We start from the raw sequence: 19,952 nt of genomic DNA, 5'->3' as shown, positions 1-19,952 counted from the left end.
ACCGCTTTTGAGTTTTCTGACCATGCCTGAGTTGATCTCGAATCCCGCCGACCTGAAGCCCACAACGACCTGGCAGGAGACTGTCTGGGCTTACACTGCTGAAGAGGCTTTAGTGGATCATACCACCAAAGCACGCCTCTGCGTTGCCACCCTCTTACCTTTCAAGGATCAAAAGCCGGATTGGGAGGGCTTTTCCAAAAGTGTGCGCTGGATGCAGCAGTGCGGAGAGTACTACGGGGTGGAGATGGTCTTCGTGCTCAACGCGGATACCGGTTACATCTTCGACCTCAGCAATGAATTGTATGCGGAAGTGCTGAAGCGTTTTCGCGCAGAGTTTCCTAACCAGAAGTTTATTGCCGGTATCACGGCGCGCGGTGCGGAAAAAGATACGGTTTTCAAAGCAGAGCGCTACTGGCCGCTACTGGACATCGCTCAGAGCCATGACAATGGCGAGATGATGATCATGACCTCACGGCTCCTGAATATTCTGGAGCCGGAAGCCCGTCGTGATGCCTATTTTGAAATCGCTGAGCACATCACTCATCCGGCGATTGCTCATGCGCTTGAGCCTTCTTTCGTGCCTTGGGCTTCACCGTATGAACCGTGGTTGCTGCATGAGATCGCCAATCATCCAAAATACGTGGGCGGTAAAATCAGCACGCTGGACGAACCGCACTTCCTTTATTGGGCCGCCATGTGCAAGGATCTGAAGTTGCCCTTCGCTCCTCACAGTGGTGACGACTACGGCATCCCGACTGCCATTCGCCTTGGTTTGCCCTTGTTGATTGGAGCTGGGGTCAGTGCCTGCCCGCTCATCTGTGCGGCCCGTGACATGTGGCTGCTGGACAGCGTGGCGGATAAGAAGTTCAAGACCGGTTCAGGTCGTTTCGACACACGGGTTTACAAGCTCTTTGAAGCTTTCCAATCGTTCGAGGATCTCGTCTTCCGCTTGGATGAAAAAATGAGTGCGGCGCCTTACAAGCACAGCACGGCGCATGTCCTGCATCATCTCGGTTTGATCGAAGCACCCGAGTCTCACCCGGATTGCAGAGATGTCCGTGGTGCAGATGAGGCGTTGCGTATGGAAGAAGCCATGCGTCGTCCTCTCCGAGTGGCCAAGCGGTTAGGCATTCCGTATTTTGAGCGGAAGTAAACGAGTGGGCTTAAAGGTTATAAAATTCATAACCAAAGATTGCGAAATGCCTCATCGCAGGAGGATTTCGAATTTTTGGGTGGGTTCCCTGTCAAAGAGGTGAGCGCATCTTTCGGGATGCGACGAACCCCCTTTTATTTATGAAAACTCAACTTCGTCCTCTAGCTACTCTGGGTGCCGTAGGCCTTGCTCTCACCTTTGCTTCCTGTGTTAGCCCCTATGCTGGCCCGAATGAGCGTGATGGTGCGGTGATCGGCGCTGTCGGTGGTGGTGCTTTGGGAGCGATGATTGGTAGCCACAGTGGTCGTCCACTGGAAGGCGCAGCCATCGGTGGGGCCCTCGGAGCCTTGGCAGGCTCCTCCATCGGTGCGAGCCAGGATCAGCGCTATGGGTATGGCTACGGTTACAGTCGTCCCGTCTATTACCGCAGCGGCCCGCGCTACGGCTACAGCCGCTACGGGTATCCATCGCGGTATTATGGTTACCGGCCCTATCGCAGCGGCTTCCACGCCAGCAGCTACCGCTATGGTCCCGGTTACGGGTATGGCTACCGACCCTATTATTGGTGATTTCGAGCCATCCTTCAATGAAGCCCGGTCCCTGTGACCGGGCTTTTTGTTTGTCTGGACTCTTAACGCCGTTTGGGGCGGGTTAAAAAGAAGAGAAATATTCCCAGAATCGCGACCACGCAGGTGGCAAAGGTCAGCGTCGTCAGCACCAGATCTCGGAGGTCTTTGTTCGGGATGAAACCGAATTTGTGGAAGTTCGTGAAGATGGTGGCTTCAAACTGACGCTGATTATCCGTATGTCGGGTGACACTGCCTGTCACGGTGGAGACATAAACACGCGTGTACTTTTCATCATCCAGATCGAAGCGATAAACCGGGAGGATGCGGAAAATGTTGATGTACTCATTGTTAAACGCCGTGAGGAAGTCGGTTTTTCGGGCCTTAGCTCCGCCGAGAAAGGTGCTGGCGATTTCTGAGGCGTAGCGTTCATCTTGAGCGGCGTCCACCCGTCCGTCTCTGGCGCTGACATACTGGGCTCCGCGTGTACCATTCACATAGATCTGATACCAGGGCTCCCCGCCAATGCTGCGGACGTTCACAGCGGATACTCCTTGGCTTGCTTCAGGCAGTTTGGCAGTGGCTTCAGCGACGCTGATTTGAATGAGCGAGACATCCAATCCTTCACCACTCGGGCGGGCTGTCGGTGGAGGAGCCTGCGTCCGGGTCATGACGTTATGAATCACGCCACTGCCGGCGGACATGAGGATGGTTAAGCTGAAGAGGAGGCCCAGCCATCGGTGCGCTTTGCGAATGAAATTTTTGTTCATGTGAGTCGAAATGACCGGGGCAGGGATGGGCTGCCCCGGCTAAACATTGAGTTACCACTTCCATTCAATGCCTGCATAGACGGCACGGCCATCTCCAGGCATGAAGACAGCGCTATTGGCTGCTGCGGTTTTCAGCACACCCGTGGTGGCGGCGTAGGTTTCGTCGGTTAGGTTTTTGCCTTCGATGAAGAAGGAAAGGCCTTTGGGAGTGCGGTAGCCGATTTTAAAGCCGAGCAGAGCATAGCCATCGGCCTCCAGCGTGGAGTCCATGTCCACTGCATACCCCTGAGGAACCCATTCGACGTTCGGGCCAGCATAGAAGCCGCAAGGATGTTCATAGATGAGTTCAGCCCGGTAGTAGTGGCGAGGCACCCCAGGAAGTTCGTTGGTGCCAAATTCACCATCGCCATCAAAGCGGAAGTCGTTGAAGAGATAGACCTGACGCAGGAACAAGCGATCCCCTCGGATGGCATCTTGGCCAAGTTGTTTACCGCTGGCTACCGTTGCTTCCTGCCAAGGCGAAACGATGCCGCGTAGGAGATCGACATCGACCATGGCCTCGACGCCGTGATGGATGGTGCGACCTGCGTTGACCGTCTGTGTCGGGCTGACTCCCGGGATGCCCAGGGAGAGAAGCTCGTTATCCAACCAGGAGTAATACCAGACCAGATCCCAGCGCACGCGTTCGGTGGACCCACGGGTACCGAGTTCGATGGTTGTGCCACGCTGAGCGTCCAATTCGACGAGTCCTGGGGCTGCACCGACAGCGGTCAGTTCACCGAATGAAGGTGGCTCAAAGCTACGGCTAGCATTGAAGAACACTTGCGCTTTGGGCGTGACTTCCCAGAGCAGGCCCAGCTTCGGACTGAACCCCCAATAATCTTCATCGGCGCTGTTGTTGGCTCCGAAGATTTTCTCTTCTTCAAAGTCACGTTTGGCATAGCTGCCTTGTGCCCCAATGACCAGAGCCAGCGTGTCGGTCATGTAAAAGCTGTTCTGGATGTAGAGGTCCAGATTGGTCGAGGTCTGCTCGTTTTCTGCCGTGCGCAGCCCGCGTTCACCCGCAATGTTTTGGAAGCGGTTGTCCTGCGTGATGCCATAAGTGGCTCCCAAACCAAGTGTGAATTGGTTGCGATGCCCTGCCAGGTCAGCCAGCGAGTCGTAGCGGACATCGACACCGAAGTCATTGGAGAGCTGGTCGATCACTTGGAAGATGGGGTGATCGAGATCTTTCCAAGACCAGAAGCTGCTGACAGTCAGCTTCTGATCACCATCGGTGAAAGTGGTTTTGTTGGCGATGCGGAAGAGATCGAAGTCACGCTTTTGCTTCCCGGCTAAACTGCCTGCGTTAGCCTGCTGTGGATTGCTTTCGAGTTGATCTTTAGTTAGGCTTCCCGGGAGCTGTGAATCCGTGTGAACGTAGGTGACATAAAAACGGGTCTCGACGTCATCGCTCAGCTTGTAACCGAAGTTGGCGAAGAAGCGCTGATTGCTTTGGCGGCTCCAGTCGCGAAATCCATCCGTGGAGGAGTGAGTGAAGCTGGCATAATAATCCGCGTTTCCAAAGACACCGCCTGAGCTGATTTGAGCACGGAAGGTATCCCATGAACCGGCTTCAAATCGCAGCTGCAAGGGGGATGCATCGTAACCCGTCATTGAGACGAAGTTGATCGCACCACCCAAGGTGGTGGAGCCATACTGCAAGGCATTGGAACCACGGAACACCTCAATGTAGCGAGCCGAGAGTGGTTCCACGGCCTGCATGTCAAAACCACCATCGGCCAGGTTCAGCGGAGCCCCGTCTTGCATGAGCTTGATGCCCCGTCCGTGGAAGGTGCGTTGGATGCCGGAGCCACGGATGGAAAGCCTTGCTTCTTCCGCTCCGAAGCGCGGCTGAATGAAGACCCCTGGAGCGAAATCCAGCGCATCTTTGAGGGTTGTGGCACGACCGCGTTTGTAATCTTCGGCATCGATTATGGCGACCCCGCCAGGGATTTTACTGAGCTGTTCTTTAACGGTTTCTACACGGGGAGAGGTGAGGGATTCACGTTGAGCTTGAGCCGTAACCACAACTTCAGGCAAGGTGTTAGGATCGGCGTTTTGCTGAGCAGATAGAGGAAGACAGGGCAGCCAAAGGGCCGCGAGAACGAGGGACGAAAAAGAGAATTTCATAGAGCGAGACGTGGGCGCTCCGGTGCTGCGCACGGCAGACAACGGTCGGCATGCCCGAGGTTTAGAGCGTGAGAATTGATCCCCCTGGGTCTGAACGACGAAGGGGTATGAAGGATCAAATCAAGCGAACCGCGGGGGCTGTCTCGGCGGCATCATGGCGCGCCGTTCTCCTTGCTGAATGAACTGAGGGAAAGCTTCGATTTTCGACGCTGGCGCAACCGTCTGGATGGCGAAAACCAGAATGGCTTCCATCTTCTTTTTCGGTGCGTCAGCCGACTTTTGCTGATCGTGTTTTTGACCCGCTTCGACGGCTTTACAAAGAGGGCAAGGGTGTTCGCCGTCGAAGGTTTTACTCACGGCTTCCATGAGGGAGCCTTCGCTGGCAAAGGTAATCAACATGCCGGTCCAGGCGATACCCTGGAGCATCGTCCATTGCAGGCCCAGTGACAAGCAAACCGCAGCGACAACCACCCAGCGCGAAAGGCGCGAGAGTAAGGCAAGCTGGTTGGGCATGGTTGACACTGCCGTGAGGCTAGACAGTCAACTTGCCGCTGTCAACTCGGGCGGAGCAGACTTTGATGGATTGCTCAGCTTCAGTCCATTTGCAGCTGGTGATGAAGAAATGCCCATTCGTCAGCGGTCTCTTCGATCACCTTGGTCAAAGCAGTTCCAGCTCCATGGCCTGCGCTAGTCTCGATGCGGATGAGCACGGGAGGTCCATCCTTGGCTTGGCATTCCTGGAGCCGTGCGGCGAACTTGAAGCTGTGGGCTGGGACGACACGGTCATCATGATCAGCCGTGGTCACCAACGTGGCAGGATAGCGTGTGCGGGGCTTGAGATTGTGCAGCGGAGAGTAGGCGTAGAGAGCCTTGAATTCGTCTGCCTTTTCACTGCTGCCGTAGTCACTCTTCCAAGCCCAACCAATGGTGAAGTTGTGGAAGCGCAGCATGTCCATCACGCCAACGGCGGGTAGAGCGGCTCCATAGAGCTCAGGTCGCTGAGTCATGCATGCACCCACGAGCAGACCGCCATTACTGCCGCCTTGGATGGCGAGTTTTGAGGGTGAAGTATAACCTTCTTTTTGCAGGAATTCGGCGCAAGCGATGAAGTCATCGAAGACGTTCTGTTTTTGCAACTTGGTGCCGGCTCGATGCCATTCTGAGCCGTATTCGCCACCCCCTCGGAGGTTAGCAAGAGCGAAGACGCCGCCCATTTCCAACCACACGGCACGTCCGATGGAAAACCCTGGGGTCAGACTAATGTTAAAACCGCCATATCCATAGAGTAGGGTGGCGTTGCTGCCGTCCAGTTTGAGACCTTTTTTGTGGACGATGAACATGGGTACCTTGGTGCCATCCTTACTGGTGGCGAAGACCTGCTGCGTCTCATACGCAGTACCGTCAAAGTCCACCTTCGGCCTGCGGTAGAGACTGCTTTGACCACTGGCGATGTCATAACGGTAAATCGCCCCGGGGGAGGTAAAACTGGTGAAGGCGTAGAAGGTCTGGATATCCTTCCGGCGCCCCCCAAAGCCTCCGACAGTCCCAATGCCGGGTAATTCAATCTGGCGGATAAACTGGCCGTTCAGATCGAATGCTCGCATGTCAGAACGAGCGTCCTTCAGATACTCGCAGAGGATTTGTTCACCGACGAGGGTCACGCCATCGAGCTTGTCGGTGGTCTGGGGAATGACTTCCTTCCAGTGCTTCCGTTCGGGTTTGGTCACATCAATCGCGATGACCCGATAGCGCGGGGCTTCCAGATCGGTTCGGAAATAAAAAACGCTACCGACGTTGTCCAAAAATCCGTAGGCGGCATCGAAGTCATTGAGCAGTTCGATCACCTTGGCATCCGGTTCGGTGAGGCTTTGGTAAAAGATCCTCTTCTTGGGATCGGTGCCCTCAGTCACGGTGAAGGTGAGATAAGCTCCATCATCCGTCACATAGGCATGCAGGCCCCAGTCGGGCTGATCCGGACGTTCATAGACCAGGCGATCTTCGTTCTGGGGCGAACCCAGCTTATGGAAGTAAACCTTCTGATTTTTATTGGCTTCAGTGAGAGCAGCCCCTTCTTTCGGCTGGGGATAACGGCTGTAATAGAAGCCGCTGTTATCTTTGGCCCAGGAGGCTCCGCTAAACTTGATCCATTCCAGGACGTCGGGCAGGTCCTTGCCTGTATCGATGTCCTTGACGCGAAATTCCTGCCAGTCGCTGCCGGCTTTGGAGAGGCCGTAAACCAGCAGTTTGCCGTTTGGGCTGGGGGCTGATTCTGTCAAGGAAGTGGTGCCATCCTGGGAAAGCGCATTGGGGTCTAACAAGATGCGCGGTTCTGCGTCGAGGGATTCGGTCACATACAGAACGCTTTGGTTTTGCAGTCCCGAGTTGCGATTGAAAAACCAACGTCCGCCTTCCTCAAACGGCACGCCGATGCGTTCGTAGTTCCAGAGCTTTTCCAGTCGGTCGCGGATTTCCCCACGCTTGGGCAGCTTTTTCAGATAACCGAAGGTGACTTCGTTCTGCGCTTTCACCCAAGCCTTGGTCTCCTCGCTGTTGTCGTCCTCCAGCCAACGATAAGGATCGGCGACTTGAGTGCCGTGGTAGTCATCCACGATCTCGGGGTCCTTGCGGGTTTCAGGGTAGGGCAGGGGTTGAGCAAAAAGAGAGCAGGACACGAGAGTGAAAAGGGGCGTTGTCGTTTTCATGACTACGATGAGGTAGGCTGCCGAGGACACGATTTCTTGGTTTTGCGGTCGAGAGTGAAATAAACGAACCAAGGCGGCAAGCTCCATCAGGCATAAAAAAAGGCATGAACTGCGGGAGCTCATGCCGTTGAGGAGGGGAGAGATTGATGCTGATCAAAATGGCTTCATGTAGCCCAGGTAAGCCAGGGTAGCTCCCACCAGAGCAGCGATGGCCACCACGGATTTCGGGGAAACACCTTTTTTGGCTAAAACAGGGAGGAAACCCAAAACGAGCCAAAGCACCATCTTCACGATCAGCCACTTGGAGGTGTAAGGGATCTGCATTTTAGCAACCATTCCAAATCCGGTGATCAAGCTGATGAGGAGGCCAATGCCATGCCATTTCATAGCGGCTTTGGTGGAACCCGAGAGCAAAGCTCCGAAACCGATGAAGACACAGATCAGGCCGACGAGGTGAAGAACGTGGTAAATTTGGGGTGACATGGGTGGTGCCAGCATGCTGCCACGGCTTGGGATAATCACAACTAGCGTTTATGCATCTGCGACCTTCTTTGTATCGAGGGGAGGTGAGGTCTTCTCCGCAAAGGACGGGATTGAATGCCCGTATAAAAAGGCTCCATGAAATCATTCTTTTTCTCGCTGTTGTTAGGGTATACGACCTTGGTTCGTGGAGAAGTTGGTGAGGCTGATTTATTGATTGTCGGAGGGGGAGAATCGGCATGTGCTGCAGCCGTGCAGGCAGCTCGGTTGGGCGTGAAAAAGATCGTCCTCGTCAATGATATTCAATGGCTGGGTGGCCAGTTCAGCGCCGAGGGCGTGGGGTGTTTGGATGAATGGACGACGGTCGCTGGACGTCGGGTGAATTTCCCTCGGAGTGGCCTCTTTGCCGAGGTGGTGGATCAGATTCGAGCCCATAACTCGCGAGTGTATGGCAAAGCATCGCCGGGGAATGCTTACTGCGGCACCGAGACCATTGAGCCTGCGGCGGCAGCCGCCATTTTCGAGGCCTTGGTCAAGCCGCACATCGAAGCGGGCGTATTGCGTGTCGAGCGGGATCGCGAGCCGATTCATGTGGACGTGCAACGGGGCCACGTCACAGGGGTGACTTTTCGGCATGTGTTTGGTGAAAAACCGGAACTCCAAGTGAAGGCTCAACTCACCATCGATGCCTCAGACTGGGGAGATGTGATCCGCCTGAGCGGAGCGGCTTACGCTGCGGGGCCTGATCTGCGTTCACGCTTCGGTGAACCGAGTGCCCCGGAGGTCTTTGATGAGGCCGGGCGTCAGGAGATGAATCCGATTTCCTGGTGCGTTGTGCTACGGGAGGCAGGTTCGGATCACACCGTGTCAGCTCCGAAGACTTACGGTGCGCACTCTTTCGCGGCTTTGGACAAAACCCCCCCCTGGGTGGATAGCGATATGAGCGGCGGCATATACTCCATGAAAGGATGGAGCGTGTACACCCATCGCCGGCTGGTGGATCGCTGGCACAATGGCTTCGCGCCTGGCACGGAGGCCACTTTTCTAAACTGGCCGGTTCAGGATTACCCTGTCTGTCAGCTTCCTCAGCAGGTGACGGAAGCTTTAGAGCAAACGGAGCAGGGTGCTTCGAAAAAAAACATCGTGGATCTGACCCCCGCTCAACGGCGCATCATTTTTGCGGATGCGAAGGCTCATGCCTTGGGCATGCTGCACCATCTGCAAACCCAAGTGCATGATCGAGTGGGTGACTTTCCGCATTCCTTCCGCTACATGAAGTTAACGGACGAATTTGGCACGGAAGATCGTCTGCCACCGAAACCCTATGTTAGGGAAGGGCTAAGGTTAGAGGCTCTGGCCATGCTGAGCGAAAATGACATTCGGGCAGCGAGTCGCGAGCCCAAGTGGGCCAAGGTTCTCCCGGAGGACTCGGTCTTGGGTTTTCAGTTCAACATCGATTTTCACCCCACGCGGCGGAAGTTTCTTACCGAGGACCGCAGGGGTCCGTGGGTGTATGAGCAGACGCCGAGCCGAGGCTGGCACACGGATACGGATCGAGCTGTTTTCCCTGCACGTGGGCTTGTGCCTATTGAATTTGAGGGATTGTTAGGCGCAGGCAAGAACATAGGGGTGAGCAGTGTGGTGCAGTCGGCTCTGCGGCTGCATAATCAGATGATGCTCGTCGGCCAGGCGAGTGGGACCTTGGCCTGGATGGCTCTGCGGGACGGGCAGCAGCCTCGGGAGTTGGTCGGTTCGTTGGCCAAAATTCATGAACTCCAGCAGATCTTGGTTCGCGGCCATGGTGGACCGGGAGTGCTCATCTGGCCCTGGCAGGATGTGAGTCCAGACGACCTGCACTTTGAGGCCGCTAATTTGCTGGCTGCTCGGCGGGTGTGGCTGCCCGATGCGGATCAGGTTTTCTTTTCGCCCGACAAGGTGATGACGCGTCGGGACCTCGCTGCGGTTTTGACGCGTCTTCATCGGTTAACTCCCTCAGCAAAAGATTGGCCTGCATTCGATGTACTTCGTTATGTGGATATCGCCATGAGTGATCCAGATCGGAAGTACATCGAGTCCATGGTAACGTGGGGGCAGTTTGGTCCTCAGGAAGAACGCTTTCACCCTGAGGACCAAGTGAATTGGGAAACTCTGCATCGTTGGTTGACTGCTCTGAGATTGCCAGCTTCCCCAGGGTTGCTCGACCGTGATCGGAAGGATTTCAAACTCACCCGGGCGGAGGCGGTGCAACATCTATGGCGAGCTCTCCAGTTGGCCGGGGAGGTGCGTGACCGCAGTTGGTTCCAACCGGGGCATGATAGTGATGGAGATGGCGTAGCTGATGAACGGGATATGCTACCGCAAGACCGTGAGAATGACAATTTACCGGATCGTATGCAGCCGCGGAAGTGAGTGTGCGCCCAGGTCGGATGATGCGGCGTAATGCCAGCATGCAGTTGCATGAATTTCGTCAGTCTCAAATCTTGCGGATTCCGTTGGCAGAAGCGTGGGCGTTTTTCTCTCAGCCAGCTAACTTGAATGAGATTACGCCTCCCGATATGCGCTTTGAGGTGGCGGGAGGGGATATGTCATCCATCTATGCGGGGCAAGTGGTCTGGTATCGCCTGCAGTTGTTGCCAGGACTCTACCGGACATGGGTTACGGAAATCCGGCATGTGCAGCCGCAGGAGTCGTTCATTGATGAACAGCGTTTTGGCCCCTATCGTTTCTGGCAGCATCGACATTCTTTTAAAGAGGTGTCGCCGACTCAGACTGAGGTTTCGGACCATGTGATTTATGCTTTACCGTTTTGGCCGTTTGGGGAAGTCGTCCATACGCTTTACGTAAAGCCGATGCATGAGAAGGTGTTTCGCTATCGCCGGGAGGCGTTGGTTCGCCGTTTTAGCGCCCTAGACTGATTCTATGCACACGGTTCCTGTCACCTGCCCCACTTGCTTTGAGGAGTTCGATGTTCCCGCGCCTTTTGTGACGGAGATTCCCTGTGATGTGGACTATGACTGTGAGGTGTGCTGCCGCCCCATGCGCATTGCCTTTGATGAAGAAGATGGTGAGGTAGTGGGCTACGCCTACGGACTCAATGAATGAGCCGCCTTTAGGGGTGGAGTTCGAAGATCCCTTCGATTTCCACAGCAATGTTCCCGGGTAGAGAGCCCATACCGACGGCACTGCGGGCACCGATGCCATTCTCTTCACCCCAGACTTGGGCAAAGAGCTCGCTGCAGCCGTTGATCACTTTGGGGTGATCCGTGAATTCGGGCATGGCATTGACCATGCCCAAGAGCTTAATCACACGCTTGATCCGGTCCAAGCTTCCCAGTTCCTTTTGCAGAGTGGCCAGCATGGCCAGCCCGGTCTGGCGTGCTGCAGCGTTGCCTTCCGCTAGATCGAGATCCTCGCCCACGCGCCCGCGGATCATGCCTCCATCGTCCAGATAGGGGCCATGTCCAGAGAGGTAAGCAATATTACCGACAATCACGACCGGCTTATAAATGCCACCTTTCGGTGGGGCCGGAGGTAGTGAGATTTGCAGGGCTCGCAATTGGGCTTCGGCGGACATGATCGTAGAGAGCTTAGAACTTGAGCCCGTCTACCTCAAATGACGCTAAGCATCATTGAAGAGATGACGGTTTTTCCAAAAGTAGCTGAAACCTGAGACCAGGGTCAAGGCCGTGGTGAAGTAGATGATGAAGCCGCCGACCCAGAGATCCACGGAGGCGGAGGCGAACGCAGGCTTCAGAAATCCGAAAATGGGCTCCTGGGACCCGGCCTTGAGCATGAAATAGAGGACGGTGATGATTTGCCAGACCATCTTGTGCTTACCGAGCTTTTCGGCTGCCAGGACGGCTCCTTGGCCTGCGGCAATTTGGCGGATGCCCGTCACAAAAAATTCCCGGGAGAGAATGGCAATGGTGATCCAAGAGGGAATGGTCTTATCCACCGACAAGAGGATGAAAGCGGCGGCGATGAGGATTTTGTCGGCAAGGGGATCGAAAAGCTTGCCGAAGTTGGTGACCAGATTGCGTGCCCGAGCGATGTTGCCGTCCAGGTAATCCGTAAAGCTCGCGATGCCAAAGATGATGACCGCGACGGAGTACGTGTGCGACCAGGGGAGATAGAAGCAGGCCACAAAAAACCCCGTGAGCACGAGACGTGCGAGCGTGAGTTGATTGGGCAGGTTCATGGAGTCGGGCGGACGTCGAGCTTCTGTGAGTTAGCGGGGAGGTGCCCCTGCTGTCAATGGGAGGCTGAGATTTGTGTCAGAATCGTGACCGAGTTGTCACGTCTGGAGCCAACCGTGAAGCCATTCCCGCAATTGTTTGCGGGCGCGGTAGATGCGCATCTCAATGACTTTTTCCCGTGTGCCCATGATTTCGGCAATTTCCCCGTGGGACAATCCCTCATAGGTGGAAAGGATGAGGGCCTCTTTTTGTTCTGCAGGGAGCTGCCCTATGGCACGTTGAATGGCGGCTGCGCGCTCCTTGTTCTCAAGATCTCCATCTGGACTTGGATGCCCGGACTCCAGGGGTAGCGCATGAGTTTCGTGCGGATCCAGAAGGGTCACCGGGTGCCGCTTTTGCCACCGGGAATGATTGCGCATGAGATTCGTGGCGATGGTGAAGAGCCAGGTCGAAAACTTATGGGCGGGGCGAAATTGCTGACGGTGTTTGTAAACACGTACGAAGGTCTCTTGAGCCAGATCGCAGGCGGTGGCATGGCAGCCACAAAGGCGCTCGACATAACTGATCAGCCGGGGCGTCCAGCGCCGGATTAAGATATTGAGAGCTGGATCATTGCCCCCAGCCAGAGCCATCATGAGATCGTTGTCCTCGTCGTCAGGCGATGCAATCATTGAAGGGGGATCACCTGAGACCGCAGTTTTTGCAGTTCGGGCGGGTTGATGACTTCGGGGAGGATGTCTTTGAGGAAACGTTCTCCTTCAGCCGCCGGCATGAGGCTGGCCACGGTCCGGAGATGGTCCACCATGTTATCCAAGCAGTTCTCACAGATCGCCTTTTCCCGTTTCAGGGCGGCCATGCGCCATTCCTGCGAGGCTTGAGTCCGACTCCGCTGGAGCAGAGGGCGGTGGGCGCGCTCCATGTTGGCGCACATTTCGTCACAGCGGATGAAGTAGTCACGATGGAGGTCCTTAATCCGTGCAAAGGCATCGTTTGGGAGGTGGTATTCTTCCTTCAGCCATTCCAGGCCCATCTGCTGAGCCGTGGCTGGCTTGGGCCGCAGGTAATAGACGATCTCGTGGGTGATGATGGCCAATGCGATGACGGCGATCACCCGGATCAGCAGTTTCTCACGGATCGACATGATTTTAACGTGCGGCTAAATGATGCGAAGCAAACGGACTGATGGAGCGCACGTAGGCATCGTAAGGGGTGAGCTGTAGCGGACGAGTTTCCAGCCACGCCATGCCAGCACCAATGAGGATGGCCACGGCGGATGCGACAAGCCAACTGCTGGGCTTCAGCAGCCTAGTGCAGAGCTTCTCTTTCCAGGTGGGTTCAGCCTCTTGGGCGGCGATTCGGGCCCACACCTCACGCTGAAACGTGGGCGGTGTATCGCCACGCACCTGCCAGTGAGTCAGCAACTCGTCGAGGGGATCGTCGGGTGTGTTCATAGAGAGGAATGCGTGAGGTGGGGCCTTTTGGCCAAACGGCGTGATGCCAACGTGCGGGCTCAGCGCACGCGAGCGATTTGTAGCCCCGTCTTACCGGCGATCGGTGAGCTGGAGTGATGATAACGGGCCTTACCTGCAGGCGCGGTAGGGGAGGCGACTCGGCTGTCCGTCCAACTGATGCCGGTGCGGTTTTTGATCGGGATGGGAGAGGTGTGGTACCGACGTCCACCTGAATCTGTGTTAGCGGTGGAGCAACTCACTCCCGTGAGCATGAGGGCAGCGGAGGTCAGAATGAGGATGGGTTTCGTCATGGTTGATTAGACTTTGGGGTTGGTTGGTGTGGAGCCTGGTTGGGGGCTCCACGGGGTGCTACCCCGCCGCCATGACGATCCCTCAAAGAAAGTTTATTTTTTCGGCATGACTTCATGGACCCACTGCCGCAGGCGCTGTCTCTCCGGCAGATCTCGTAGCACCCATGCATTGCTGTGGTTGCGAAAAGGCAGGGGAACAAGCGTCCAGCGGCCGTTGATGCCCGTGCTCAAGAGCCAATCCCGAGTTGCATCAATACTGCCCTCATGGCTGATGAATTGCGGGCGCTGGCCTAGCCTGAGCAAACGCTTGTGTGCAGCGCCCCGGTCGGAATCTGGATAGGGCCAAGTTTTAACGCCATCGTAGTGGCTGTGACAAATAAACCCGCACCAAAGAGAGACGATCTCATCGTCGTGCAAACCGAGATAGTTGCAGGCAATGCTGCCGCGTGAGAAGCCACTGAGCAGCACCCGCTGAGGATCGCCGTGGAAGTTTTGACAAACTGCGCGCACGGTTTCGATGCAGTAACGCTTCGAGACATCGAGATCTCCCCACCAACGCGTGGCATTTCGTTGTGTGGACTCCGCCTTTTCAACGAAGGGCATGGAGATCCAAATAAAGCCGCGACCCGCGCTGATGCCGTAACCCAGGCAGCAGCCTTCCACCTTGCCGGTGCTCGTGTCTCCAAAGGCGTTTTGAAAAGGGCCGTTGCCGGGATATTCAACAATCACTGGCCAAGAGCGATCCGGCTTCCAATCGGTGGGCAGGTAAAGGAGATGATAGACTTCGGTTCCTTGCCAGTGGGCCGTCGTTTGGCGGACCCAGCATCCGGCTCTCGGCCGCCCCTCCGTGAGGGCCGGTAAGGTTAAGTCTGGCGGCACGCTGGAGAGATCTGGCCAAGACTTTTTGCCGGCCTGCGCTGGCAACAGACCTTGGGAAAGGAGCAAAAACAGATAGAGCAGTAGGCGCATGGTATCCGTAACGTTTCAGCGACCGACCTTTCATCAGTGGCGGAACACTTGACGAACATCATCTGGCTGCGCTTGCTGAGCGTAGCCCTGCCAATGACTCCGCTTCTCAAGGTCGAATATCGTAAAGGCATCTATCTGCCTGAAGCGGATCTTTGGCTGGATCCTCATCATGGGGTGAAGCGTGCTTTCATTTCTCATGCGCACAGCGATCATGTGGCCCGTCATGAATGGACGTGTTGCTCGGCTCTAACCCGAGAGCTCATGCGGGTGCGCTATGGCATGTCTAAGGATGGTCATGTCGAGGCACTTCCGATGAGGCAAGACTTCGAGTGGGAGGGCTGGAGGCTACGCTTATTTCCCGCCGGGCATATCGTGGGTTCGGCCATGCTGCATCTGACGCGCATGAGCGATGGCGCATCACTGCTTTACACCGGAGATTACAAGCTGCGTCAAGGGCTCAGCTCGGAGCGATGTGAGCTCTTGACTGCGGACACCTTGATCATGGAAACCACCTTCGGTTTGCCGATGTTTCGGTTTCCACCCACGGCGGTGGTGATTGAGCAAATGCTGCGATGGGTGCGCGAAACTCTCGATGAAGGAGAGATTCCGGTCTTGTTGGGCTATTCGTTAGGCAAAGCGCAGGAAATCCTCTGCGCTTTGGGAGATGCGGGCTATCCTGTGATGGTTCATCCCTCCATTTGGGAGATGACTCAAGTGGTGGCTCCTTGGTTGGGGCGGCTACCAGACTATCAGCTTTTTGACCCGGCCAGAGCTAAGGGGCATGTTCTGCTTTTTCCGCCCGGCGGAGCACGCAGCCAAGCTATCCGCAAGCTTAAGATCTGCCGCACCGCCATGCTGAGCGGCTGGGCCATGCAGTCGGGAGCCAAGTATCGCTATCAGGTGGATGCAGCGTTTCCTCTGAGTGATCATGCCGACTATCCTGAATTGCTGGAAACCGTGAAGGTAGTGAAAGCTAGACGGGTGTTTTTGGTTCACGGTTACACGCGTGAGTTTGCGGCAGATCTCCGCGCACGGGGTTATGATGCGTGGACCCTGGAGGGGGCAGATCAGTTGGAGATGTCTCTGGATGGGATGCCTGATCGATTGGACGCATTGCCGCCGGACGCATCTGGGGCAGCGAAGGGAGTCGTTGAGGCTTGCGATTCGTTGGCGCGTTGGTCTCAGGTCGGAGAGTTGGCGGCGGCTGAATCTTCACGTTTGAAAAAGACGGCTCTCCTAGCGGAATATTTAAGGGCTCTAGAGAGCGAGAATGATGTCGCCTTGGCGGTGCGATATTGCGCCGGTTTATTGTTCGACCCCGCAGCAGCCGAAGGTCCTGTGAATGCCGGTTGGGCGATCATTCGACGTGCCTTGCAAGAGCTGTCGGGATTGAGTGATGCCGAGTATCGCGCCATTTCACGCAGCCAAGCTGATGCCGGACGCACAGCGTATCTCGTGCTGAGCCGGATGAATCTGCTAGATCCGCAGACGGTGACTCTAGGTGAAACCGATCAATTTTTCAGAGCCGTGCGTGAGGTTCGGGGACCGGTTCCAAAAACGAAGTTGCTCAAAGAGCAATTGCTCCGACTCACAGCGCATACAGGCTCTTGGTTGATCCGCCTGTTGACCGGTGAGCTGCGCATGGGATCCAAGGAAGGATTGATTGAGGAAGCCGTGGCGGCGGCATTCGATCAAAATGCGGATCAGGTGCGTGAAGCGGCCATGCTTTGTGGGGACATCGGGCGGGCAGCCGTTCTGGCACGGAGGGCGGAACTCCACGCGGCCGCACCTCAACCCATGGTTCCCATCAAGGTCATGCTGGCGTCGCCGGAAGAAACCGCTGCGGAGGTCTGGCAGCGCATGACGGCTTTGGGCGCTCAAAGCATCTGGCTGGAAGATAAGTATGACGGCATCCGAGCTCAGCTCCATGTCACGCCGCAGCGCATGGAGATTTTTACTCGGGATTTAAAACCCATCACAGACCAGTTTCCTGAGATCGCTTTAGCCGCTCGGCAAATGACGGATGCCGTGATCTTGGATGGTGAGATTATCGCATATTCCGACGACAAGAAGCTCTCGTTTTTTGATTTGCAAAAGCGGTTAGGTCGCCGAGATCAGGCCGATCTCTTTCTGCCCAGTGACATTACGGTGCGATATGTCGTTTTCGATCTTCTTTGGCAGAATGACCGATCCTGGCTGGATCGATCGTTGCAAGAACGGCGTCAGCAGCTCGAATCTCTTCAGCTACCTCAGGGGCTGGCTTTGATCGGTGTCCAGCGCGCCCATTCGGTGGAGGAAGTGGAAGCGGCCTTCATGGCGGCACGCCGACGGAATAATGAGGGGCTGATCATCAAAGACCCCGATAGCCATTACAGTCCTGGGCGGAGGGGCAAGTCCTGGCTCAAACTCAAGAAAGCCTTCGCGACTCTCGATGTCGTGGTGGTGAAAGCGGAGCAGGGGCATGGCAAACGCAGTCATGTCTTGAGTGACTACACTTTTGCCGTGCGAGACGAGGAGTCTGACAACGCCTTGCGTGTGATCGGCAAAGCTTACTCCGGTCTGACCGATGTGGAGATCGAGGAACTGACGGAACACTTCCAGCAGACCACCTTGGAACAAAAAGGCCGTGTGCGGACGGTTATTCCCCAGATCATTTTGGAGATCGCCTTCGACTCCATTCAGGCGAGTGACCGACATGACAGCGGCTTGGCTCTCCGCTTCCCACGCATCAAAGCGATCCGCAAAGATAAAGCGGTGGAGGAAATCGATACCCTGACCTATGCGCGAAAGCTGGCGGGGCTGCCTGGAAAATAAATGATGAAGGATGATCCGATTTCCTGCCTGCCTGCGCATGGGTGGGCATGAAACACGAAACATCCGTCAGCGTCTCTTCCTTAACCCATGATCTTTGGCTCGGGCTGCTATTGTTAGGCATCTCGATCGCAGGTGCCTGGACCGCCTCTCTCGTGTCGCAGTTGACGGGGGCAGAGGCCTTGCATCTGCGATTGCTCATCGCCTTGCTTGTCCATCCGTTTGCCCTGGCAGCATGGTTGTTCTGTGGACTGCCAGGCTTGGCCCTGGCGGTGAAAAGTTTAATGGGCGCGATGGAAAAGCGTAGTGTGGTGGCGGGACTTTGCAGTGTCGGGTTATTGGCTTTAAGCTTGGCTTGTGTTTCGTTCTGGATCTGAATCGAATTTTACGCTGACTTTGCCCGATGAATCAGATCACCCTTCTCCTTCAGGCCTGCCAGCAGGGGCAGGAATCTGCGCCTAACCAGCTTTTGACGGCCGTTTATGCCGAGCTGCGCAAGCTGGCTGCCGCCAAGATGGCACGGGAGTTGCCTGGCCAGACGCTGCAAGCCACCGCCTTGGTCCATGAGGCTTGGTTAAAGCTCGGGGCTGCGAATTTCCAAAACCGAAGCCACTACTTTGGGGCGGCGGCGGAGGCCATGCGTCGGATTTTGATCGACCGGGCGCGCAGGCGACGCGCCGTGCGTCACGGGGCCGGCCAGGAGCAGGTGATGCTGGACGATGATTTGCCCGTCGCAGCCCCGGTGGCGCAAGATGATGAACTCCTCGCCGTGCACGAGGCGCTGGATAAATTGGCCGCGGAAGATCCTCGTAAAGCAGAGTTGGTGAAACTGCACTATTTCGTCGGATTGACCTTTGCCGAAGCGGCGGAAGTCCTGGGCGTCTCCGAGCCGACCGCCAAACGTGATTGGGCTTATGCCAGGGCTTGGTTACACCGGGAAATTTCGACCATGGGGTGATAATAGGGTGATTTTGGCAGATAAGGCTAAAATTCTGCTTGGGAATTCCGGTTGCCATTTTTGGCAAAGCACATCACTATCCGCGCTCTTTCCGCCGATTGCGAAAAATCGGTGGATGCCAAGCGAATCAACGCCCCAACCTCACGAGCCATGCCTGCGAAAAAGACCCCAGCGCCCAAAGCTCCGGCAAAACCTGCGACGAAAGCTCCAGCAAAGCCCGCCGCGAAAGCCCCGGCTAAGGTTGCTAAACCAGCATCCAAGTCCCCAGCCAAGCCCGTGACCAAGGCGGCCAACCCTGCGCCGAAGAAATCTCCCCCCGTGAAGAAAGAGAAAGCCCCTGCCAAATCTGCCGCCCCTAAACCGGCTGCCAAAAAAGCCGCTGCTCCTAAGCCTGCCGCCAATGCCGCGCCTGCTAAAAAAGCCGCAGTGAAGGAAGCTCCTGCCAAGAAGGAAAAAGCGGCTGCTGCCCCAGCCCCGGCCGCTAAAAAAGAAAAAGCTTCTGCTCCAGCCCCTGCGAAGGAGGCCCCTGCTCCAGCAGCCACGAAAAAAGCTGCCCCAGCTCCCAAGGAGGAAAAAGTGGCTGCCCCGGCTAAACCCAAGGCCTCTGCATCAACCCCTAAAATCACCAACGTCCGCCGCACCGGCCGTGCTGAAGATGAAGGCATCACCATGGACACGCCGCCGAAAAAGCCCGTGCTCCCAGCGGCCTTTCTCAAGAAGCAGCGCCAGCGCCTCGTGGAACTGCGCGACGCCTACCTGAACTCCGCTGAAGGCGTGACCAACAGCAGCCTGCGTGGCAGCGAGGGCGATTCATCCGCCTTTGGCATGCATCAGGCCGATGCCGGCAGTGATGCTTATGACCGCGACTTCGCCCTCAGCCTCCTGGCCAAGGAACAAGACGCCATCTATGAAATCAATGAAGCCCTCAAGCGCATTGATCTGGGCATGTATGGCATCTGCGAAATGTCTGGCGAAACCATCCCTGAAGAGCGTCTCGAAGCTCTCCCATTCACCCGTTTCACCGTCGGCTGCCAGGAGCGCATTGAGCGTGAGCAGCGCAGTGGTCGCTGGAACCGTCCCGTCCGTTCTCTGTTCGGCCTGGATGAAGCCTCCGACGACGGCGATGACGATCGCGACGAGGAAGATTCCGGCAGTTCGAGCAGCAATAATAACGAGTCGCTTGACTTCAGTAAAGAGTAGTCTAAGCTCACGGCCCCAATTTTATGGCACGCGAAATCATCATCCTCGAATGCACGGAAGCGAAAGCGGAGGGCATGCCCACGTCCCGTTACGTCAGCACTCGCAACAAAAAGAGCCCGCGCACTCCGGGTCGTCTTGAGAAAGTGAAGTTCAATCCCTTCCTCAAGCGTCGCACCCTGCATCGTGAGATCCGCTAATCTGCTGCCGTTACCG

The 19,952-nt window shown here is 56.1% G+C and carries 22 protein-coding genes; 10 read left to right on the top strand and 12 right to left on the bottom strand.

Annotated elements, in window-relative coordinates; genetic code table 11:
• Window positions 1–22 precede the first annotated feature (22 nt).
• Both B5D61_RS06105 and B5D61_RS26615 read left to right on the top strand, forming a co-directional pair.
• Entirely contained in the window at window positions 23–1,153 is a 1,131-nt protein-coding gene (locus B5D61_RS06105) for a hypothetical protein (RefSeq protein WP_078812433.1), read from the top strand.
• A gap of 140 nt (window positions 1,154–1,293) precedes the next feature.
• Entirely contained in the window at window positions 1,294–1,722 is a 429-nt protein-coding gene (locus tag B5D61_RS26615; RefSeq protein ID WP_078812432.1) for a glycine zipper domain-containing protein, read from the top strand.
• Window positions 1,723–1,784: 62 nt separating this feature from the next.
• Here B5D61_RS26615 and B5D61_RS06095 read toward each other — a convergent pair whose 3' ends face one another.
• The 5 genes from B5D61_RS06095 to B5D61_RS06075 form a co-directional block, all read right to left on the bottom strand.
• A complete protein-coding gene (locus B5D61_RS06095; protein ID WP_078812431.1) occupies window positions 1,785–2,489 on the bottom strand; it encodes a PepSY domain-containing protein in 705 nt (234 codons plus the stop codon).
• A gap of 51 nt (window positions 2,490–2,540) precedes the next feature.
• Window positions 2,541–4,661 (bottom strand): TonB-dependent receptor family protein, encoded by a 2,121-nt coding sequence (locus B5D61_RS06090; RefSeq protein ID WP_078812430.1) that lies wholly within the window; start codon window positions 4,659–4,661, stop codon window positions 2,541–2,543.
• Between the two features lie 120 nt (window positions 4,662–4,781).
• Window positions 4,782–5,174, bottom strand: a complete 393-nt coding sequence (locus tag B5D61_RS06085) for a hypothetical protein (RefSeq protein WP_078812429.1) — start codon at window positions 5,172–5,174, stop codon at window positions 4,782–4,784.
• Window positions 5,175–5,254: 80 nt separating this feature from the next.
• On the bottom strand, window positions 5,255–7,333 hold the full coding sequence (locus B5D61_RS06080) for a prolyl oligopeptidase family serine peptidase (RefSeq protein ID WP_245846478.1): 2,079 nt from the start codon (window positions 7,331–7,333) through the stop codon (window positions 5,255–5,257).
• Window positions 7,334–7,516: 183 nt separating this feature from the next.
• On the bottom strand, window positions 7,517–7,846 hold the full coding sequence (locus tag B5D61_RS06075; protein ID WP_078812428.1) for a hypothetical protein: 330 nt from the start codon (window positions 7,844–7,846) through the stop codon (window positions 7,517–7,519).
• 135 nt (window positions 7,847–7,981) lie between these two features.
• Here B5D61_RS06075 and B5D61_RS06070 point away from each other — a divergent pair, with 135 nt between their 5' ends.
• From B5D61_RS06070 to B5D61_RS06060, 3 genes are read left to right on the top strand one after another with little or no spacing between them, the layout of a single operon-like run.
• Complete coding sequence (locus B5D61_RS06070) at window positions 7,982–10,252, top strand: FAD-dependent oxidoreductase (RefSeq protein WP_078812427.1); 2,271 nt, start codon at window positions 7,982–7,984, stop codon at window positions 10,250–10,252.
• A gap of 38 nt (window positions 10,253–10,290) precedes the next feature.
• Window positions 10,291–10,758: an SRPBCC family protein gene (locus B5D61_RS06065; RefSeq protein ID WP_078812426.1), complete on the top strand. Its 468-nt coding sequence runs from the start codon at window positions 10,291–10,293 to the stop codon at window positions 10,756–10,758.
• 4 nt (window positions 10,759–10,762) lie between these two features.
• Window positions 10,763–10,945, top strand: a complete 183-nt coding sequence (locus B5D61_RS06060) for a zinc ribbon domain-containing protein (protein WP_078812425.1) — start codon at window positions 10,763–10,765, stop codon at window positions 10,943–10,945.
• Window positions 10,946–10,952: 7 nt separating this feature from the next.
• On the opposite strand, the gene B5D61_RS06055 is transcribed toward B5D61_RS06060, so the two are convergent.
• The 7 genes from B5D61_RS06055 to B5D61_RS06025 all read right to left on the bottom strand — a co-directional run bounded on the left by B5D61_RS06055 (window position 10,953) and on the right by B5D61_RS06025 (window position 14,770).
• Window positions 10,953–11,417, bottom strand: coding sequence for a RidA family protein (locus B5D61_RS06055; protein ID WP_078812424.1), 465 nt, complete (start codon window positions 11,415–11,417; stop codon window positions 10,953–10,955).
• Between the two features lie 45 nt (window positions 11,418–11,462).
• Window positions 11,463–12,041 carry a CDP-diacylglycerol--glycerol-3-phosphate 3-phosphatidyltransferase gene (pgsA, locus tag B5D61_RS06050; RefSeq protein WP_078812423.1) on the bottom strand — a complete coding sequence of 193 codons (579 nt, stop codon included), beginning with the start codon at window positions 12,039–12,041 and terminating at the stop codon, window positions 11,463–11,465.
• Between the two features lie 96 nt (window positions 12,042–12,137).
• Window positions 12,138–12,710 carry an RNA polymerase sigma factor gene (locus B5D61_RS06045; protein ID WP_078812422.1) on the bottom strand — a complete coding sequence of 191 codons (573 nt, stop codon included), beginning with the start codon at window positions 12,708–12,710 and terminating at the stop codon, window positions 12,138–12,140.
• Window positions 12,707–13,180: a hypothetical protein gene (locus B5D61_RS06040; protein ID WP_078812421.1), complete on the bottom strand. Its 474-nt coding sequence runs from the start codon at window positions 13,178–13,180 to the stop codon at window positions 12,707–12,709. Before B5D61_RS06040 ends, B5D61_RS06045 begins: the two co-directional genes overlap by 4 nt.
• 4 nt (window positions 13,181–13,184) lie before the next feature.
• Complete coding sequence (locus B5D61_RS06035) at window positions 13,185–13,490, bottom strand: hypothetical protein (RefSeq protein ID WP_078812420.1); 306 nt, start codon at window positions 13,488–13,490, stop codon at window positions 13,185–13,187.
• Between the two features lie 59 nt (window positions 13,491–13,549).
• Window positions 13,550–13,801, bottom strand: coding sequence for a hypothetical protein (locus B5D61_RS06030; protein ID WP_078812419.1), 252 nt, complete (start codon window positions 13,799–13,801; stop codon window positions 13,550–13,552).
• A gap of 93 nt (window positions 13,802–13,894) precedes the next feature.
• Window positions 13,895–14,770, bottom strand: a complete 876-nt coding sequence (locus B5D61_RS06025; RefSeq protein ID WP_217698925.1) for an alpha/beta hydrolase — start codon at window positions 14,768–14,770, stop codon at window positions 13,895–13,897.
• 93 nt (window positions 14,771–14,863) lie between these two features.
• Between B5D61_RS06025 and B5D61_RS06020 the strand changes: the two genes are divergently transcribed.
• The 5 genes from B5D61_RS06020 to rpmG all read left to right on the top strand — a co-directional run bounded on the left by B5D61_RS06020 (window position 14,864) and on the right by rpmG (window position 19,936).
• Complete coding sequence (locus B5D61_RS06020) at window positions 14,864–17,584, top strand: ATP-dependent DNA ligase (protein ID WP_078812567.1); 2,721 nt, start codon at window positions 14,864–14,866, stop codon at window positions 17,582–17,584.
• Between the two features lie 47 nt (window positions 17,585–17,631).
• Window positions 17,632–17,958 carry a hypothetical protein gene (locus tag B5D61_RS06015; RefSeq protein WP_078812418.1) on the top strand — a complete coding sequence of 109 codons (327 nt, stop codon included), beginning with the start codon at window positions 17,632–17,634 and terminating at the stop codon, window positions 17,956–17,958.
• Window positions 17,959–17,984: 26 nt separating this feature from the next.
• Window positions 17,985–18,539 (top strand): ECF-type sigma factor, encoded by a 555-nt coding sequence (locus B5D61_RS06010; RefSeq protein WP_078812417.1) that lies wholly within the window; start codon window positions 17,985–17,987, stop codon window positions 18,537–18,539.
• A gap of 150 nt (window positions 18,540–18,689) precedes the next feature.
• Entirely contained in the window at window positions 18,690–19,739 is a 1,050-nt protein-coding gene (locus B5D61_RS26145; RefSeq protein ID WP_176159249.1) for a TraR/DksA family transcriptional regulator, read from the top strand.
• Between the two features lie 23 nt (window positions 19,740–19,762).
• Complete coding sequence (gene rpmG / locus B5D61_RS05995) at window positions 19,763–19,936, top strand: 50S ribosomal protein L33 (RefSeq protein WP_078812415.1); 174 nt, start codon at window positions 19,763–19,765, stop codon at window positions 19,934–19,936.
• Window positions 19,937–19,952: the final 16 nt, after the last annotated feature.

Origin of the sequence: Prosthecobacter debontii (assembly GCF_900167535.1) — a bacterium.
In the GTDB taxonomy this organism is placed as follows: Bacteria; Verrucomicrobiota; Verrucomicrobiia; order Verrucomicrobiales; family Verrucomicrobiaceae; genus Prosthecobacter; species Prosthecobacter debontii.
This window is presented reverse-complemented; position numbering and strand designations above follow the sequence as displayed.

Coding starts and splice junctions, on each gene's coding strand:
- B5D61_RS06095 (WP_078812431.1), bottom strand. CDS start 2,489: ATGAACAAAAATTTCATTCGCAAAGCGCACCGATGGCTGGGCCTCCTC.
- B5D61_RS06025 (WP_217698925.1), bottom strand. CDS start 14,770: ATGCGCCTACTGCTCTATCTGTTTTTGCTCCTTTCCCAAGGTCTGTTG.
- B5D61_RS06015 (WP_078812418.1), top strand. CDS start 17,632: ATGAAACACGAAACATCCGTCAGCGTCTCTTCCTTAACCCATGATCTT.
- B5D61_RS06060 (WP_078812425.1), top strand. CDS start 10,763: ATGCACACGGTTCCTGTCACCTGCCCCACTTGCTTTGAGGAGTTCGAT.
- B5D61_RS06090 (WP_078812430.1), bottom strand. CDS start 4,661: ATGAAATTCTCTTTTTCGTCCCTCGTTCTCGCGGCCCTTTGGCTGCCC.
- B5D61_RS06045 (WP_078812422.1), bottom strand. CDS start 12,710: ATGATTGCATCGCCTGACGACGAGGACAACGATCTCATGATGGCTCTG.
- B5D61_RS06010 (WP_078812417.1), top strand. CDS start 17,985: ATGAATCAGATCACCCTTCTCCTTCAGGCCTGCCAGCAGGGGCAGGAA.
- B5D61_RS06065 (WP_078812426.1), top strand. CDS start 10,291: ATGCAGTTGCATGAATTTCGTCAGTCTCAAATCTTGCGGATTCCGTTG.
- B5D61_RS06085 (WP_078812429.1), bottom strand. CDS start 5,174: ATGCCCAACCAGCTTGCCTTACTCTCGCGCCTTTCGCGCTGGGTGGTT.
- B5D61_RS26615 (WP_078812432.1), top strand. CDS start 1,294: ATGAAAACTCAACTTCGTCCTCTAGCTACTCTGGGTGCCGTAGGCCTT.
- B5D61_RS06105 (WP_078812433.1), top strand. CDS start 23: ATGCCTGAGTTGATCTCGAATCCCGCCGACCTGAAGCCCACAACGACC.
- rpmG (WP_078812415.1), top strand. CDS start 19,763: ATGGCACGCGAAATCATCATCCTCGAATGCACGGAAGCGAAAGCGGAG.
- B5D61_RS06070 (WP_078812427.1), top strand. CDS start 7,982: ATGAAATCATTCTTTTTCTCGCTGTTGTTAGGGTATACGACCTTGGTT.
- B5D61_RS06030 (WP_078812419.1), bottom strand. CDS start 13,801: ATGACGAAACCCATCCTCATTCTGACCTCCGCTGCCCTCATGCTCACG.
- B5D61_RS26145 (WP_176159249.1), top strand. CDS start 18,690: ATGCCTGCGAAAAAGACCCCAGCGCCCAAAGCTCCGGCAAAACCTGCG.
- B5D61_RS06075 (WP_078812428.1), bottom strand. CDS start 7,846: ATGTCACCCCAAATTTACCACGTTCTTCACCTCGTCGGCCTGATCTGT.
- B5D61_RS06055 (WP_078812424.1), bottom strand. CDS start 11,417: ATGTCCGCCGAAGCCCAATTGCGAGCCCTGCAAATCTCACTACCTCCG.
- B5D61_RS06020 (WP_078812567.1), top strand. CDS start 14,864: ATGACTCCGCTTCTCAAGGTCGAATATCGTAAAGGCATCTATCTGCCT.
- B5D61_RS06040 (WP_078812421.1), bottom strand. CDS start 13,180: ATGTCGATCCGTGAGAAACTGCTGATCCGGGTGATCGCCGTCATCGCA.
- pgsA (WP_078812423.1), bottom strand. CDS start 12,041: ATGAACCTGCCCAATCAACTCACGCTCGCACGTCTCGTGCTCACGGGG.
- B5D61_RS06035 (WP_078812420.1), bottom strand. CDS start 13,490: ATGAACACACCCGACGATCCCCTCGACGAGTTGCTGACTCACTGGCAG.